We start from the raw sequence: 18,636 nt of genomic DNA, 5'->3' as shown, positions 1-18,636 counted from the left end.
GCACCGGCGCCGACCGCGCCAGGCATGGAAGAAAGGGACCCCCGCATGGCCGAGGAGCCCACCGTCGAACCGATCGCGATCATCGGCCTCTCGTGCCGGGTGCCGGGAGCCGGGGACGTCAGGCAGTTCTGGCGCAACCTCGCCGACGGAGTCGAGTCGCTGACGCACTTCACCCGCGAGGAACAGCGGGCACTCGGCGTGCCCGACCACATTCTCGACGACCCGGACTTCGTACCGGCCGCGATGATTCTCGACGACCACCAGGGGTTCGACGCCGCGTTCTTCGGCATGTCGATCAGGGAGGCGGAGATCCGGGACCCGCAGCACCGGCTCTTCCTCGAACTGTCGCACACGGCCCTGGAGGACGCGGGTTACGACCCGTTCAGGTATCCGGGCGAGATCGGCGTCTACGCCGGTTCCGGCGGGGACTTCTACCAGTGGATCAACATCAGGAGCAACGCGCAGGCCCACGCGAACGCGGGCTGGCTCGCCGTCATGGTCGGCAACCACGTCGACTACTGCGCCACGCTGTCGTCGTACAAGCTGGACCTGCGCGGCCCTAGCTACACCCTGCACACCGCGTGCTCGACCTCGCTGGTCGCGATCCACGTCGCCGCCGAGGCCCTGCGCAACGGCGAGTGCGACATGGCCCTGGCGGGCAGCGCGATGCTCGACCTGCCGCAGGGCCAGGGCTACGTGTACGACGAGGACGGGATCGTCTCCCCCGACGGCCACTGCCGGGCCTTCGACGCCAAGGCGGCCGGGACGATCTGGGGCAGCGGCGGCGGCGTGATCGTGCTGAAGCGGCTGTCGGAGGCGATCGAGGACGGCGACAACGTCCGGGCGGTCATCCTGGGCAACGCGATCAACAACGACGGCGCGAGCAAGGTCGGGTTCTCCGCGCCCAGCATGGACGGCCAGGCCGCGGTGATCGCCCAGGCGCTCGGGGTGGGCGGGGTCGACCCGCGCACCGTCACCTACGTCGAGGCGCACGGCACGGGCACCGCGCTGGGCGACCCGATCGAGGTCGCGGCGCTGAGCAGCGTGTTCGGCCAGGACACCGACGACACCCAGTGGTGCGGCATCGGCTCGGTCAAGAGCAACATCGGCCACCTGGGCCAGTCGGCGGGCATCGCCAGCATCATCAAGGCGGTGCTGGCCCTGGAGAACGGGCTGATCCCGCCGACGCTGCACTACGAGAGCCCCAACCCGAAGATCGACTTCACGCGGAGCCCGTTCTACGTGACGGGGACGCCGACCAAGTGGGAGCGCAACGGCTTCCCCCGGCGGGCGGGCGTCAGCTCGTTCGGCATCGGCGGCACCAACGCGCACATCGTGCTGGAGGAGGCGCCGGCGCCCTCCCGCCAGGAGCGCGAGGGGCGCGAGCCCCGCCCGGCGCACCTGCTGCGGCTGTCGGGCAGGACCGACACCGCGCTGGCCGCCGCCGCCGAGCGCCTGGCCGCGCACCTGGAGGCCCACCCCGACGCCGACCTGGCCGACGTCGCCCACACCCTGCGGGTGGGGCGCAGGGAGCTGTCGCGCAGGAGCGCGGTGGTGGCCTCCGACGTCGCCGACGCGGTCGCCGCGCTCCGCGACCCCAAGCGCACGGTCTCCGGTGCCGCCTCACGCCGCACCCCGCGCCCGGCGTTCCTGTTCTCCGGGCAGGGCTCGCAGTACGCGGGCATGGGCGCCGAGCTGTACCGCACCGAGGCGGTCTTCAGGGACGCGGTCGACGAGTGCGCCGAGATCCTGCGGCCGGTGCTGGGCGAGGACCTGCGCGAGCTGATCTTCGCCACCGGCGAGGAGGCCGACGAGCGGCTGCGGCAGACCGCGCTGACCCAGCCCGCCCTGTTCACCGTGGAGTACGCCCTGGCCGCGCTCTGGCGCTCGCTGGGCGTCGAGCCCGCCGGGATGATCGGCCACAGCATCGGCGAGTACGTCGCGGCGACCGTGGCCGGGGTCTTCAGCCTGCCGGACGCGCTGCGGCTGGTGGCCGCCAGGGGCCGCCTGGTGCAGGGCATGCCCGCCGGGGCGATGCTCGCCGTGCAGCTCGCGCCGGACGAGATCGGGCCGCTGCTGACCGACGGCGTGTCGGTGGCGACCGTCAACGGACCCGGCACGTGCGTGGTGGCCGGTCCCCCGGCCTCGATCGCCGAGCTGTCGGCCCTGCTGGAGGAGGAGGGCGTCGGCAGGATGGAGCTGCGCACCTCGCACGCCTTCCACTCCTCGATGATGGACCCGATCCTGGGCGAGTTCCACGCGCTGGTCGCCGGGGTCGAGCGGTCGGCGCCGAGCCTGCCGTTCCTGTCGAACGTGACCGGCACCTGGATCACCGCGGACGAGGCGACGGACCCGTCGTACTGGGCCCGGCACATGCGCGAGCCGGTGCTGTTCGGCGACTGCGTGGCGGCCCTGCTCGCCGACGGCGACTGGATCATGATCGAGTGCGGCCCCGGCAGGCAGCTGTCCGGGCTGGCCAGGGCGCAGACCCCGCCGGGCGCGGTCGCGCCGCTGCCCTCCCTGCCCGGCCCCAAGGACGCCGGTGGCGACACCGGAGACACTGCCGTGCTGTCGGCCGCGTACGGCACCCTGTGGGTGAACGGCGTCGCGCTGGAGGCGTTCGGCGAGGAGGGCAACCGGGTCTCGCTGCCGACCTACCCGTGGGAGCGCCAGCGCGCCTGGATCGACCCCGACCCGCAGGGCGCGTTCGTCGGCGGCGTGGCCAACCCCGCGCCGGTCGAGGACGACCTGCCGCTGGACCGCTGGTTCAGTGTGCCGGTGTGGCGGCAGGTCCCGCCGGGACCGGCGCCGCTGTCGCCGGTCACCCGGGCCCTGGTGTTCGCCGACGACGGCTCGGCCGGGCTGGTGGACGCGCTGCGCGCGACGGGGACCGAGGTGATCGAGGTACGGCCCGGCGACGGGTTCTCCTCGGAGAACCCGGAAGGCGTTCACACTGTGCGTCCCGCCGAGCGGGCCGACTACGACGCGCTGCTGTCGGCCGTGGGCGAGGTGCCGGGACGGGTGGTCCACGCGTGGACCGTCGGCGGTGAGCCCGCCGCCGGGACCGAGGGGACCTGGAAGGCCCAGGACCGCGGCTTCTTCAGCGTGCTGGCCCTGGTGCAGGCGCTGACCGCGGCGCAGCCCGCCGACGCCGCCGACGGGGTGGAGCTGACGCTGTTCACCTCGGGGGCCCAGGACGTCACCGGCGACGACCTGCTCCGCCCTGAGCACGCGACCCTCGCCGGGTTCCCCCGGGTGGTGCCGCTGGAGACCCCGTGGCTGCGGGTGCGCCACGTCGACGTCGAGGGACGCGACTGGGCCAGGCACGCCGCCGCGGAGCTGGGCAGGAGGCCCGAGCCGGACGAGGCGGGGCTGCTGCCCACCGTGAGCATCAGGGGCGGCCGCCGCTGGCTGCAGCACTACGAGCAGCTGGAGGTGCCCGCGTCTTCTGCGGAGACGGCGGAGACGGCCGAGGCGGCCGGCGGGCAGGCGGGCCCCCGGGACGGGCAGGTCTACCTGATCACCGGCGGCCTGGGCGGCATCGGCATCTCGCTCGCCGAGGACCTCGCCGCGCGGGCCCGGGTACGGCTGGTCCTGCTGTCCAGGTCCGGGCTGCCCGACCGGGCGGAGTGGGACGCGCACGAGGCCGGCCGCGCGGGCCGGGCGATCGCGGCGATCCGCAGGATGGAGGAGGCCGGGGCCGAGGTCCTGGTGCTCGCCGCCGACGTCACCTCCCCCGCCGACATGCGCAGGGTGCGGGAGGAGACGATCGCCGGGTTCGGCCGGGTGGACGTGATCGTGCACGCCGCGGGACTGCCCGGCGGCGGCATGGCCGAGATCAAGGAGCGGGCCGCCGCCGAGGAGGTGCTGGCGCCCAAGGTGGTCGGCACGCTCGCGCTGCGCGAGGCCTTCGGCGACCTCGACCTGGAGGCCGTGGTGCTCTGCTCGTCGATCACCGCGGTCGCGGGCGGCTTCGGCCAGGTCGACTACTGCGCGGCCAACAACTTCCTCGACGCGCACGCCAGGGGCGAGCACGGCTGGGGCTCGGCCACGGTCGTCTCCGCCAACTGGGGCAAGTGGCTGGAGGTCGGCATGGCGGCCGAGGTCGCCGCGCCCGCCGGGTTCGTGGCACTGCAGCGCGGTGACCGGATCAGGGCCGTCGACCACCCCGTGATCTCCGCCTGGCACGAGGCCGACGGCGAGGAGCTCGGCTGGGCCGGGGGCAGCCTCTCCCCCGAGACCCACTGGGCGCTCGACGGGCACCGCATCTCCGGGGTGCCGGTGCTGCCGGGCACCGGCCACCTGGAGCTGGCCCGTTGCGCCAGTGAGGTGGTGCTGCCCGGCCCCGGCGCCGTCGAGCTGCGCGACGTGGTGTTCGTCGAGCCGCTGTCGGTGGCCGACGGGTCCTCCGCGGAGGTACGGGTGACGTTCAGCACCGAGGCCGACGGCGCGGACTTCCAGGTGCGCAGCGTCATCGGCGGCGAGCAGCGCACCCACGCGCGCGGCACCGCGGCCAAGGTCGACGCCGGGCCGGCCGGGCACGCCGACGTGACGGCGATCATCGAGCGCTGCACCCCCGCGTCCGACGACCAGGGCGGCGTGCCGCTGTCCGGGCTGCTGACGCTCGGCCCCCACTGGGGCCACATGCAGAAGTGGTACATCGGCCAGAACGAGGCCCTGGGCCTGTTCGAGCTGCCCGCGGAGCTGTCGGAGGACCTGGACGGCTGGGGCCTGCACCCGGCACTGCTGGACAGCGCCACCTCCTTCACCTGGATCGACGTCGTCGGCCACTACCTGCCGCTCGGCTACGGCCGCATCACCGTCAGGGACCGGCTGCCCGGCAGGTTCTGGAGCCACATGCGCTTCCGCGACAGCGGCACCGACGAGGTGCTGGCGGTCGACGTGACGCTCATCGACTCCGGTGGCAGGATCGTCACCGAGATCTCCGACTACGTGCTGCGCCGCATCAACACCGACGCCGTGGTGGCCGGGGTGACGGCCGACGCCGGAGCCCAGCGGGCGGGCACGGTCACCGTCCCCGACCAGGGCGGCCAGGTCGCGACGACCGCCGGAGGCCCCGACGCGGTCGGCATCCGCCCCGCCGAGGGCGCCGAGGCGTTCCACCGGCTGCTGGCCACCCCTCTCGGCGCGCAGGTGGTGATCGCCGCGACCCCGGTGGCCGCCTACCTGGCCGGTGTCGGGTCGGTCACCCAGGAAACGGTCGAGACGGAGCTGGACCCGGCCGCCGTGTCGGACCGCCCCCGTCCCGGCGGCGCGGCGGCCGACGACTACGTGGCGCCGCGCGGCGACGTCGAGACCGCCATCGCCCGGCTGTGGAGCGAGGTGCTCGGCGGCGAGCGCATCGGCGTCGACGACGACTTCTTCGAGCTCGGCGGCAACTCGCTGATCGCCGTGCAGCTCATCGCCCTGATCCGCAAGGAGCTGGGCGTGCGGCTGCCGATGCGCAGCCTCTTCGAGGAGCCCACGGTGGCCGGCGTCACCGCGCTGATCGAGCAGGCACGCGCCACCGCGCCGGCGGCGGAGACCGCCCCGGCCGCGAACCAGACCATGATCCCCCGTCTCCCCCGCAGGAGTGAGCAGCAGTGAGCGAACCCCTTCCCGACACCAAGGTCGTCCTCAACGAGGAGGAGCAGTACTCCATCTGGCCCTCGGGCCGCGACAACCCTGACGGCTGGCACGACGCGGGCTTCACCGGCACCAAGGACGAGTGCCTGGCCCACATCGAGCAGGTCTGGACCGACATGCGTCCGCGCAGCCTGCGCGAGGCGATGAAAGCGGGAGACGCGGGATGACAGAACAGGTGGTGGACGTCTTCCCGTCCTCCTCAGGGCAGGAGCGGATGTGGTTCCTCGCCCGCTTCGAACCCGAGCTCGCCGTCTACAACATCGGCATGCTCATGCCGATGAGCGCCCGTCAGCCGGTCGATCCACGCCGGCTGGAGGCCGCCGTCGCCCACGTGGTACGCCGCCACGAGGTGCTGCGCACCGTCTTCGAGTTCAGGGACGGCCAGGTGGTGCAGATCGTCAGCGGCGCCGTCCCCCCGGTGCGGCTCACCGAGACCGACCTCACCCACCTGCCCGCCGGCGAGCGTGAGGCCGAGCTCGCCAGGCTGGCCAAGTCGGACTCGGTCACGCCGTTCGTGCTGGACCAGGCGCCGCTGTGGCGGCTGCGGCAGGTGCGGATGGGCGAGAACGACCTGCGGCTGATCTGCGTGTTCGACCACACCGTGTTCGACGGCGTCTCCAGCCACGTCTTCGTCAACGAGCTGGAGGAGTGCTACGACGCGATCGGCGAGGGGCGCGAGCCCAAGCTGGCGGAGCTGCCCATCCAGTTCGCCGACTTCGCCGTCTGGCAGCGGAACCGGCTGACCGGGCAGTTCGTCGAGGACGAGCTGGCGCACTGGCGGGAGCGGCTGGCCGGGATCCCGGCCGACCTCGCCCTGCCCACCGACCGGCCGCGCCCGCGCAGCCGCTCCTACCGGGGCGAGATGCAGCTGGGCGCGTTCTCCCCCGAGGTGTCGGCCGGGATCCAGCGCCTGGCCAAGGACCTGAACTCGACGCTGTTCACGGTCATGCTCACCGCGTTCGCGACCGTGCTGGCCCGCTGGTCGGGGCAGTACGACGTGGTGGTGGGCACCCCCATCGCGGGGCGGCTGCTGCCCGAGACCGAACCCGTCATCGGCATGTTCGTCAACGCCGTGGCGCTGCGCGCCGACCTGACCGGCGACCCGACGTTCGCCGAGGCGGCCGGGCGGGTGCGCACCACGGTCGCCGAGGCCCTGGACCACCAGGAGCTGCCGTTCGAGCGGCTGGTGGAGGCGCTGCAGCCGACCAGGGACCTGAGCGTGCCGCCGATCTACCAGGTGATGTTCAACCTGGCCGCCGACACCAACGAGGGCCAGATCGCCAACGGCACCGCCAAGGTGGACCTGCAGCTGGACCTCAACATGCGCGAGGGGCGGCTGCACACCCGGCTGGAGTACAGCACCGACCTGTTCGACCGGTCCACGATCGAGCGGTTCGGCGCCTGCCTGGAGACGCTGGTCGAGGCCGCGGTCGCCGCCCCGGGGACGCCGATCTCCCGGCTGCCGCTGCTGACCCCCGCCCAGCGGGACCGCGTCGTCGCGCTCGGTGCCGGTGAGGACCCCGGGCGCGTCGTGGACCTCCTGACCGGCGCGGCGGGCACGGCGGGCGGGACCGGTCCCGCCGGCGCGCGGGACGCCGTGACCTCCGGGGCCTCCGGGGCCTCCGGGGCCTCCGGGGCCGGTGCGACGCTGACCTCGCTGATCGAGGCTCAGGTGGCCAGGACGCCGGACGCGCCCGCCGTGGTCACCGGCGACGCCACGCTGACGTACGCGGAGCTGGACGGGCGCGCCACCGAGCTGGCCCGCTGGCTGCGCGGGATCGGGGTGCGGCGGGGCAGCCCGGTGGCGGTGTGCGCCGAGCGGTCGGCCGAGCTGGTCGTCGGCCTGCTCGCGGTGCTCAAGGCGGGCGGGGCGTACGTCCCCCTCGACCCGGAGTACCCGCCGTCGCGGCTGGCGTTCATGCTGGCCGACAGCGGGGCCCGGGTGATGCTGACCCAGCGTCACCTGCGCGACCTGCTCCCCGAGGGCGCCGTCAAACCGGTGCTGCTGGACGCGCCCGACACCTGGGGACCGCAGCCCTCAGGAACGGCGCTGCCGGTGACCGGTCCCGACGACGCCGCGTACGTGATCTACACCTCGGGGTCGACCGGGCGTCCCAAGGGCGTCGTCAACACCCACGGGGCCATCGTCAACCGGCTCGCCTGGATGCAGGACCGGTTCGGCCTCACCCCGGCCGAGGCGGTCCTGCAGAAGACCCCGACGAGCTTCGACGTGTCGGTCTGGGAGTTCTTCTGGCCGCTGGTCACCGGGGCGTCCCTGGTGCCGGTCCGGCCGGGCGGGCACCGCGACCCCAACCACCAGCGCGACCTGATCAAGGCGCACTCGGTGAGCACCGCGCACTTCGTCCCCTCGATGCTGGCCCTGTTCCTGGAGGAGACCGGCATCGAGTCGTGCCGCTCGCTGAAGCGGGTGATCTGCAGCGGCGAGGAGCTGCCGCCGCGCCTGGCCGCCCGCTTCTTCGAGCGGCTGCCCGGGGTGGAGCTGCACAACCTGTACGGGCCGACGGAGGCGGCAGTCGACGTGACCGCCTGGCGGGTCGAGCCCGAGGGGGTCGACGCGCTGCACACGCTGCCCATCGGCCCGCCGATGCCGGGCAACCGCCTGCACGTCCTGGACGACCTGCTCCGGCCGGCGCCGGTCGGCGTACCCGGGCACCTGCACATCGGCGGGGTCCAGGTGGCGCGCGGCTACGCGGGCCGCCCCGGCCTGACGGCCGAGCGGTTCGTGCCCGATCCGTACGGGCCGCCCGGCTCGCGGCTGTACGCGACCGGCGACCTGGCCAGGGTCCGCGCCGACGGGGACATCGAGTTCCTGGGGCGGCTGGACGACCAGGTGAAGGTGCACGGCTGGCGGGTCGAGCTCGGCGAGATCGAGGCCGTGATCGCCGAGCATCCGAAGGTGCGCCGGGCGGTCGTGGCGCTGCGCGACGACGCCCCCGGCGGGCGCGGGCTGGTCGGATACGTCGACTGGTCGGGAGACGCCTCGGCGCTCACCGCGGAGCTGCGCAGGACGCTCGCCAAGAAGCTGCCCGCCGCGCTCATCCCGCAGGCGTTCGTCGGGATCGACCACTTCCCGCTCGGCCCCAGCGGCAAGCTCGACCGGGGCGCGCTGCCCGCGCCGACCGGTTCTGGCCGGGCCGACCTCGGCACGCCGTACACGGAGCCGCGCACCCCGCTGGAGACCGAGTTGTGCGCGCTGTGGAGCGAGCTGCTCGGCCGCGAGCGCATCGGCGTCGAGGACGACTTCTTCCAGCTCGGCGGCCACTCGCTGCTGGCGGTGCTGCTGGTCACCCGCTACCGGGAGACGTACGGCGTGGAGATGCCGCTGCGGCGGTGCTTCGAGATCACCACGGTGACCGAGCACGCCCTCGCCGTGCTGGAGCTGCAGCTCGGGGACGACGACGAGGAGCTGGCGGCGCTGCTCGCCACGCTGGAGGACCCCGCGGATGAGTGACCTGAGGGCGAAAGAGGAACCGGCGGCTCTGCTCGCCACGCTGGAGGGCCTCGCGGATGAGTGACCTGAGGGCGAAGCTGGCGCGGCTCAGCCCGGAACAGCGGGCCGCGCTGGAGGAGAGGCTGCGGCGGCAACCGCCGCCGCGGCGGCCGTCGGGCATCCCCCGGCGCGCGGACGGCGGGGGGCCGCCTCCCCTGTCGTTCGGCCAGGAGCGCCTGTGGTTCCTGCAGCAGCTGGACCCCTCCGACGCCTCGTACAACATGTTCATGGTGCAGCGGCTGCGCGGGCACGTCTCGATCGAGGCGCTCAGGTACGCGCTCGGCCGGCTGGTGGAGCGGCACGAGACCCTGCGCGCCCGCTTCACCTCGCACGAGGGCAGCCCGGTGCAGGAGATCGGGCCGCCCCTGCCGGTCGAGCCCGACCTGATCGACCTCACCGGGCTGCCCGCCGCCGAGCGGGAGGCCCGCGCGACCGAGCTGGTCGCCGACCTCACCAACCGCCCGTTCGACCTGGCGGCCGGGCCGCTGCTGCGGGTCCACCTGATCACCATGTCGGAGACCGACCACGTGCTGTGCGTGGTGCTGCACCACATCGTGGCCGACGGCTGGTCGCTGAAGATCCTGCTGGGCGAGCTCGCCGCCTGCTACGGCGCGCACCTGGAGGGCCGCGAGGCGGACCTGCCCGCGCCGGTGCTGGAGTACGCCGACTACGCGGCCTGGCAGCGCGCTCTGCTGGACGAGGAGCGGGTGCGCCGCCAGCTCGACTACTGGAGCGGGCAGCTGGCCGGGGTGCCCGCGCTGGACGTCCCCGCCGACCGGCCCAGGCCGCCGGTGAAGTCGTCCAACGGCGACTACGCGGCGCGGCGGATCGGGCGGGAGCTGACCGCCCGGCTGGACCGGCTGGCCAGGGACGAGCGGTGCACCCAGTTCATGGTGCTGCTCGCCGCCTTCCAGACGCTGCTCGGCGCCCACTCCGGGCAGGACGACGTGTGCGTGGGGTCGGTGATCGCCGGACGGGAACGCCCCGAGCTGGAGCAGATCGTCGGGTTCTTCCCCAACACGCTCGCGCTCCGCGGCGACCTGTCGGGCGATCCCGGCTTCAGGGAGCTGCTGGGCCGCGTCCGGGCGACGGTGCTCGACGCCTTCGCCCACCAGGACATCCCGTTCGAGCGGCTGCTCAACGAGCTGCGCGTCGAACGCGACCTGAGCACCACGCCGCTGTTCCAGGCGATGTTCGTGATGCAGGACAAGGAGGCGTCCGAGCTGGTCATGCCCGGCATCGAGACCGACGTGTTCGATCCGGGAGCGCGGCAGGCCAAGTTCGACCTGATGCTCGACGTGACGCCTCGCTCGGACTCGCTGTACGCGCTGCTGTCCTACAACGCCGACCTGTTCGAGCCGGACACGGTGGCCAGGATGCTGCGCAGGTACGAGCGGGTGCTGGAGGCCGTCGCCGACGACCCCGACATCCCGCTGTCCCGGCTGCGGGCCGCGATGCTGCTCCCCGAGGACCGCCTGCCCGCGGTCACCGCGTCCCTGTCCACCGCCCTTCCCCCGTCCCTCGATCCTGCCGGTCCGGCCGGGGTGGTCGAGCTGTTCGAGGAGCGGGTGCGGCTGGCGCCGGACGCGGTCGCCGTCAGCCACGGCGACCGGCGGCTGAGCTACGCCGAGCTGCGCGAGCGCGCCGCGAGGCTGGCGGCGCGGCTGGCCGCTGAGGGGGCCGGCCCCGAGACCGTGGTCGCGGTGTGCGCCCGGCGCGGTCCCGAGCTGGTCGTGGCACTGCTGGCGACGGCCATGGCGGGAGGCGCCTACCTCCCGCTCGACCCCGCCTACCCGGCCGAGCGGCTGCGCTGGATGCTGCGCGACAGCGGGGCCGCGCTGCTGCTGTCCCAGGACGGCCCGCCGGGGTGCGACCTGCCGACGATCCCGCTCGACGGCGTCGCGGACGGCCCCGCCGCCGGAGAGGACCGGAAGGCCGCAGAGGATCCGAAGGCCTCGGACGGCTCACCGTCCGGCGCGCGCCTTCACGGGCCGGGCGAGCCCGGCGCCCCGGCGTCCACCGGGGAGGGCCGGGTGACGAGGCCCGGCGGGCCGGGGAACCTGGCGTACGTGATCTACACCTCCGGTTCGACCGGCACCCCCAAGGGCGTGCAGGTCGAGCGGCGGGCGCTGGACGCGCGGGTGGCGTGGATGCGCGCCGAGTACGGCATCCGGCCGGACGACCGGGTGCTCCAGTTCGCCTCCGTGGGCTTCGACACGCACGCCGAGGAGATCTACCCGGCGCTCACCTCGGGGGCCGAGCTGGTGCTCGCCCCCGACGAGCCGCTTCCCGACTTCCTGCGGACCCCGCGGGGCGCGTCGCTGACGGTGATGGACCTGCCCACCTCCTACTGGCAGGAGCTGGTCGCCGCCCGTGCCTTCTGGCCGCCCGCGCTGCGCCTGCTGATCCTGGGCGCCGACCCGCTGCCGGGACCGGCGCTCGCCGCCTGGTACGAGGCGCACGGCGAGCGCGTCACCCTGGTCAACAGCTACGGGCCGACCGAGACGACGATCATCGCCACCGCCGGGGAGCTCGACCCGGCCGAGGCGTCCAGGCGGCCGACCGTGGGTCACCCGCTGTCCGCCACCCGCGTCCACGTGCTGGACGAGCACGGCGCCCGGGTGCCCGCCGGCGCGCCCGGCGAGCTGTGCGTCGGCGGCGACGGGCTCTCTCGCGGCTACCTGGGCTCGCCCGCCCTGACGGCGGAACGCTTCGTGCCCGACCCGTACGGCCCGGCAGGTTCGCGCCTGTACCGCACCGGCGACCGGGCCAGGTTCCGGCCCGACGGGCGCCTGGAGATCCTCGGCCGCCTCGACCGCCAGGTGAAGATCCGGGGCTACCGCGTGGAGCCCGGTGAGATCGAGGCCCGGCTGCTGGCCCACCCGTGGGTGGGCCGGGCGACCGTGACGGTCAGGGAGGACACCCCCGGCGACCGCCGCCTGGTCGCCTACGTCGTACGGCACGACCGGACCGCAGGCGGGCGGGCGGCCGATGAGCGGGCGGAAGGTGCCCGCGAGCGGTCCTGGCACCGGCCGGACGGCGGGGAGCTGCGGGAGTACCTCGCGGCGGAACTGCCGCCGCACCTGGTGCCGAGTGCCGTGGTGGAGGTCGCGCGCATCCCGCTCACCCCGAGCGGGAAGGTCGACCAGGGCGCGCTGCCCGCCCCCGAGCACCGCTCGGACGAGGGGTACCTGCACCCGGAGACCGCCACGCAGGAGCTGGTGTGCTCGGTGTGGGCCGAGGTGCTGGGAGTGGAGCGGGTGGGGGCACTCGACGACTTCTTCCAGCTCGGCGGCCACTCGCTGCTGGCGACCAGGACGATCGCCAGGCTCTCCGCGGCGACCGGGCTGGACGTGCCGCTGAAGCTGGCCTTCAGCCACCCGTCCGTACGGAGGCTGGCGCAGGCGCTGGACGCGCTGGCGGAGGCCGGGCCCGGCGCGGGTCCCGAAGCGGGGCCCGGACCGGTACGGCGTCCCGAGGGCACGGCGCCACCGCTGTCGTTCGCGCAGGAACGGCTCTGGTTCATGGAGCAGTTCAGCCCGGGGACCGGCGCCTACGTGCTGCCCGCCGCGGCACGGCTGCGCGGGCCGCTGGACCTCGCGGCGCTGGACGCGCGGCTGGACGCCGCCGTGACGCGGCACGAGAGCCTGCGGATGCGTTTCCCCGCCTCCTCCGACGGAAGGCCCGAGGTGCGGGTCGTCCCGGCCGGGGATCCGGAGGCACGAATCGCGATCCGCGTCGTCGAGGCGGGGACCGCTTCTGCGGGACCGGCCACGACGGCCGGCTCCGCGACGGAGGCGGCGGAGACGGCGGAGACAGGGGCGGCGGAGGCGGAGGCGCGGCGGATCGTCAGCGCCGACGCGGCACGCCCCTTCGACCTCGGCGACGGCCCGATGCTCCGGGTGACCCTGGTCAGGCTCGCCCCCGCGGACCACGTGCTGCTGGTCGCCGTCCACCACATCGTGGCCGACGGCTGGTCGGCGGAGCTCCTGCTGGACGAGCTGCTCTCCGGGCCCGACGGCCGTGACGAGCGCGCCGGCCGGCCGGATCCGCGTGTCGGGTACGGCGACTACGCGCTCTGGCAGCGCGAGCGCCTGGCCGGACCGCGCCTGGAACGACACCTGGAGTTCTGGCGGGAGGAGCTGGCCGCGCTGCCCCCGCTCGACCTTCCGCTCGACCGGCCCAGGCCGGCCCGGCAGGGGCACCGGGGCGCCTGGCACGACCTGCGACTGGACGCCGGGCTCACAGGGGCGCTCGGCGACCTGGCGCGGGAACGCGGCGCGACCCTCTACATGGCGCTGCTGTCCGGGTTCCAGGCCGTGCTGTCCCGCTGGTCGGGGCAGCACGACTTCGCGGTGGGCTCGCCGGTCGCCGGTCGCGACCTGACGGAGTTCGAGGACGTGGTCGGGTTGTTCGTGAACCTGCTGCCGCTCCGGGCCCGCCTGGCGGGCGATCCCACGTTCACCGAGCTGCTCGGCCGCACCCGCGACGCGGCCCTGGAGGTCTACGGCCACCAGGAGCTGCCGTTCGAGAAGCTGGTCGCCGAACTGGACCTGGCCAGGGACGCCACCCGCCCGCCCGTGGTGCAGGTGCTCTTCGCCCTGCAGAACTACCTGGGCGGCACGGTCCCGGCAGGACGGCCCGTACCGGTGGCCGGATCTCCGGCCGGGCCTGTGGCGTCCACCCCTGGGGAGGGGACCGGGGCCACGACGGCGGCCGGGCGGGTGACCGGGGCCACGACCGGGGAGGGGGCCGGGTCCACGGCCGATCGGGCGGGAGGACCGGTGGCCGAGCCGTTCGCGCCGGACACCACCTCGACCCGGTTCGACCTGGAGCTGTACGCCTCGGAGACCGGTGACGGCCTCGCGGCGAGGTTCGTCTACAACCGCGACCTGTTCCTGCCGGAGACCGTCGAGCGGCTCGCCGCGTCCTTCGAGACGTTCCTGCGCGCGGCCGTCGCCGCTCCGGGGACCCGCGTGGGCGACCTGGAGATGCTCTCCCCCGGGGAGCGGGACCTGGTGCTGACCGGCTGGAACGCCACGGAGACCGCGTACCCGCCCGAGGAGACGCTGCACGGTCTCGTCGAGGCGCAGGCCGCGCGGACTCCCGGCGCCCCGGCCGTGGTCTTCGAGGGCGAGACGCTGACCTACGCCGAGCTGAACGACCGCGCCGACCTGCTCGCCGCGCGGCTGCGCGCCGGTGCCGGCAAGGAGACGGAGCGGGTGTTCGCCGTGCGGGCGGAGCGCTCGCTCGACCTGCCCGTACGGCTGCTCGCCGTGCTCAAGGCAGGGGCCGCCTACCTTCCCATCGATCCGGGGCTGCCCGAGCGCCGTGTCGAGGCCATGCTCGCCGACGCCGGGGCCGTGGAGCTCACCGCCGCCCTCGGCTCCGCGGCGGAGCCGGCGGACGCGGGCCGCCGGGCGGGGAGTCCGCCCGGCTCGCTCGCGTACGTGATCTTCACCTCGGGGTCCACGGGGAGACCCAAGGGCGTCGGGGTGCCGCACCGGGCGATCGTCAACCGGCTGCGCTGGATGCAGGACACGTACGGCCTGGACGCGGGCGACGCCGTGCTCCAGAAGACCCCCGCCGGGTTCGACGTGTCGGTGTGGGAGTTCTTCTGGCCGCTGATCAGCGGGGCCCGCCTGGTGCTCGCCCGCCCCGACGGCCACCGGGACACCGCCTACCTGCGCGACCTCGTCGTCGAGCGGGGGATCACCACGGTGCACTTCGTCCCCTCCATGCTCGCCGCCTTCACCGCGGAGGAGCGGATCGAGGAGTGCGGCTCGCTGCGCCGGGTGATCTGCAGCGGCGAGGAGCTGACGGCCGGGGCGGCGGAGCGGCTGACCGCGCGGTTGCCCGGGGTGGAGCTGCACAACCTCTACGGGCCGACCGAGGCCGCGGTCGACGTCTCCTGGCACCGCTACACGCCGGGCGAGAAGGTCGTGCCGATCGGACGCCCGGTGGCCAACACCCGCCTGTACGTGCTGGACGGGGCGTTGCGCCCGGTACCGGCGGGGACGCCGGGCGAGCTGTTCATCGGCGGGGTGCAACTGGCCCGCGGCTACCTGGGGCGCCCTGGCCTCACCGCCGAACGGTTCGTCCCCGACCCCTACGGCCCGCCAGGCTCCCGCCTGTACGCCACCGGGGACCGGGCGCGGTGGCGGCGTGACGGCGAGATCGAGTATCTCGGCCGCCTCGACGCCCAGGTCAAGATCCGCGGCATGCGCGTCGAACCCGGCGAGATCGAGGCCGTGCTCGGCGGGCACCCGGACCTGAGCGCCGTGGCCGTCGGCGTGTGGCACGACGGCGCCGGAGCCCGGCTGGTCGGGTACGGGGTGCGGCGCGAGGGGTCGCGGGACGCAGCGGACACAGCGAACGCCGGGGACGCCGGGAACGCCGGAAACGCTGCGGACGCCGATCCCCGCGAATGGCTCAGGGGCGAGCTGCCCGAGCACATGATCCCCACCGCGTGGGTGACGCTGGAGGCCCTCCCGCTCACCCCCAACGGCAAGCTCGACCGGGCCGCCCTGCCGCCACCGCCCGGCCGGGGCGACCTCCCTTGGGAGCCGCCGCGCACCGACGCGGAACGCGCCGTCGCCCAGGTGTGGCAGGACGTGCTCGGCCTGGACAAGGTCGGCCGTCACGACGGGTTCTTCGGCGTCGGGGGCGACTCGATCCGCAGCCTCTCGGTGGTGGCCAGGCTGCGGGACCTGGGCTACGGGCTCGACCTGCAGCAGCTGTTCACCCACCAGACCGTGGCCGAACTGGCCTCCGTACTGGACACACCGGACACCGGGCCCGCCGCGACGGCGACCCCGGAGCCGGAGGCCGCGACCGGGGCGACCGAGGCGTTCGGCATGCTCGGCGCCGCGGATCTGGCCAAGCTCAGGAAGGGCGAGCGATGATCGAGGACGCGTACCCGCTGGCCGCGCTGCAGGCGGGGATGCTCTACCACAGCGAGCTCGAACCGGACAGTCCCACCTACCACGACCTGATGACCATCACTCTGCGCGGCGCTCTGGACGTCCCGGCGCTGACCGGGGCGCTGGCCGGGGTCGCGGCCGGGCACCCGGTGCTGCGCACCTCGTTCGACCTGACCGGGTTCAGCGAGCCGCTGCAGCTCGTCCACGACACCGCGACCATCCCGCTGGAGGTCGCCGACCTGCGATCGGACGGGGACGGTCCGGACGGGGACGGCCCCCGGGAGCGGCTGGCCGCGTGGCGGGAGGCCGAGAAGCACACCGGGTTCGACTGGTCGTCGCCGCCTCTGCTGCGGGCGTACGCGCACGTGCTGGACGACGACGAGTTCGCGCTGAGCCTCAGCTTCCACCACGCCGTCCTCGACGGCTGGAGCGTCGCGGCGCTCGTCACCGAGCTGCTGGGCCGCTACGCCGCCCGCGGCTCGCGCGAACCCACCCCGCCCCGGGCTCTGTTCAGGGATCTCGTGGCGGCCGAACGGGCCGCGGTGGGCTCGGCGGCGGCGCGGGAGTTCTGGCGGGATCGGGTCGAGGACGCCCCGGAGAGCCGCCTGCCCAGGCTGCCCGGGTTCCCGGCCGACGGGCCGCGCGCCGCCGAGGTGGTCGCCGTACCGGTGCCGCACGAGACGGTGGCGGCGCTGGAGCGGCAGAGCCACGAGCTGCGGGTCCCGCTGCGCACCACCCTGCTGGCCGCGTACGTGACGGCGCTGGGCCTGGTCACCGGCGAGCGGGAGGTCATGACCGGTGTGCTCAGCCACGGCAGGCCGGAGACCGAGGGGGGCGGCGAGGTGCTGGGGCTGTTCCTCAACACGCTGCCGCTGCGGGTCCGCCTCGACGCCGACGACCGGGCCGACCGGGCCGGGCTGGTCAGGCGGGTCTTCGAGGCCGAGGTGGCCGCGGTGCCGTACCGGCGCTACCCGCTGTTCGAGATCCAGCGGATCGCGGGCCGCTCGCCGCTGCTGGACACGCTGTTCGACTTCCGGGACTTCCACGTGTACGGAGGACTGTCCGGTGACGGCGTGGCGATCACCGGGCAGGAGTTCTTCGAGCAGACCGACATGCCGTGCACGGTGGCCTTCGTCCGGGTGCCCGGTGGCGGCCTCACCCTCACGGTCTCCTACGACGCCTCCCAGTTCCCGGCGGAGCAGATGGAGTCCCTGGCCGGGCGGGTGATCGATGCCCTGACCGGCGAGCCGGGCGTGGGCGAGGCGGAGAACGACGCGATCGACCGTTGGAACGCCACCGGGCGCGAGCACCCGGGCGGCACGCTGCACGGCCTGGTGTTCGCCCAGGCGGGGCGGACGCCCGATGCTCCGGCCGTGGGTTTCGAGGGCTCGTGGACCACCTACCGCGAGCTGGCCGGTCGGGCCCTGGCGATCGCCGGGGAACTGCGCCGCGCCGGGGTGTCACGCGATCAGCCGGTGGGGGTGCTGCTCGAACGGAGCGCGGACCTGCCCGCCGCGCTGCTGGGCGTCCTCGCCGCCGGGGGCGCCTACCTGCCGCTGGAGCCCGGCCACCCGGCCGGGCGGGTGCGGGGCATGCTCGACGACGCGGGCGCCTCGATACTGCTGACCTCCGCCGACCTGGCGGGCGAGGCTCCTGAGGGTACGCGGGTCGTCCTGCTGCCCACCGTCTCGGCGGCTTCCTCGGAGGCTCCCTCCGAGATCTCCTCGCGGGAGGATTCGCCGGACTCGCTCGCGTACGTGATCTTCACGTCGGGGTCGACCGGGAGGCCCAAGGGCGTTGGGGTGTCCCACCGGGCGATCGTGAACCGGCTGCGCTGGATGCAGGCGGCGTACGGGCTCACCCCAGCCGACCGGGTCCTGCACAAGACGCCGGTCTCGTTCGACGTGTCGGTGTGGGAGCTGTTCTGGCCGCTGGTCACCGGCGCGGGGCTGGTGGTGGCGAGGCCCGGCGGGCACTACGAGCCCGGCTACCTCACCGAGCTGATCGCCCGCGAGGGGGTCAGCACTGCGCACTTCGTGCCGTCCATGCTGGACCCGTTCCTCGACACTCCCGGCCTGGAGGCCCTGGGCGTCCCGAACGCGGGCACCCCGGTCATGGACCGGGTGAACGGGCCGGACGTGAGCGGGCCGGCTGTGGACGGGCCGGGCGCGGGCGGGCTGCGCAGGGTGGTGTGCTCGGGCGAGGCGCTCCCCGCCGACCTGGTGCGGCGCTTCGCCGAACGGCTTCCCGGGGTGGAGCTGCACAACCTCTACGGCCCGACCGAGGCCGCGGTCGACGTCTCCTGGCACCGGTGCGACCCTGCCGAGCAGGCGGTGCCGATCGGCCGTCCGGTCGACAACACCCGCCTGGAGGTGCTCGACGAGCGGTTCGGACGGGCGCCCGTGGGCACCCCGGGGCAGCTGTTCATCGGCGGGGTCCAGCTGGCCCGCGGCTATCTGGGCCGGCCGGGCCTCACCGCCGAACGTTTCGTCCCCGATCCCCACGGACCGCCGGGTTCCCGCCTGTACGCCACCGGGGACCGGGCCCGATGGCGGC

4 protein-coding genes and 2 pseudogenes are annotated in these 18,636 nt (G+C 74.5%); all 6 read left to right on the top strand.

Translation table 11 applies throughout. The features are described from left to right. The first annotated feature begins 45 nt into the window (after positions 1 to 45). A complete protein-coding gene (locus ACTOQ2_RS02245) occupies positions 46 to 5,607 on the top strand; it encodes an SDR family NAD(P)-dependent oxidoreductase (protein WP_440097916.1) in 5,562 nt (1,853 codons plus the stop codon). Then, the gene (locus ACTOQ2_RS02240; RefSeq protein WP_440097915.1) at positions 5,604 to 5,813 is read left to right on the top strand and encodes an MbtH family protein; all 210 of its coding nucleotides are present in this window, start codon (positions 5,604 to 5,606) and stop codon (positions 5,811 to 5,813) included. Before ACTOQ2_RS02245 ends, ACTOQ2_RS02240 begins: the two co-directional genes overlap by 4 nt. Next, complete coding sequence (locus ACTOQ2_RS02235; protein ID WP_440097914.1) at positions 5,810 to 9,118, top strand: non-ribosomal peptide synthetase; 3,309 nt, start codon at positions 5,810 to 5,812, stop codon at positions 9,116 to 9,118. The genes ACTOQ2_RS02240 and ACTOQ2_RS02235 overlap by 4 nt, the downstream gene beginning before the upstream one ends. A gap of 56 nt (positions 9,119 to 9,174) precedes the next feature. Continuing rightward, positions 9,175 to 16,062, top strand: coding sequence for an amino acid adenylation domain-containing protein (locus tag ACTOQ2_RS02230; protein ID WP_440097912.1), 6,888 nt, complete (start codon positions 9,175 to 9,177; stop codon positions 16,060 to 16,062). Beyond that, positions 16,059 to 17,306 (top strand): annotated as a pseudogene (locus tag ACTOQ2_RS02225) (condensation domain-containing protein); the annotation flags it as partial. The gene ACTOQ2_RS02230 and the pseudogene ACTOQ2_RS02225, both read left to right, overlap by 4 nt. Then, positions 17,283 to 18,527 (top strand): annotated as a pseudogene (locus tag ACTOQ2_RS02220) (AMP-binding protein); the annotation flags it as partial. The pseudogenes ACTOQ2_RS02225 and ACTOQ2_RS02220, both read left to right, overlap by 24 nt. Positions 18,528 to 18,636 lie beyond the last annotated feature (109 nt).

It is taken from the genome of Streptosporangium sp. H16 (genome assembly GCF_051918855.1).
Taxonomy (GTDB): Bacteria; Actinomycetota; Actinomycetes; order Streptosporangiales; family Streptosporangiaceae; genus Streptosporangium.
Note: the sequence above shows the minus strand (reverse complement) of the source record. Positions and strands in the feature narration are given on the sequence as shown.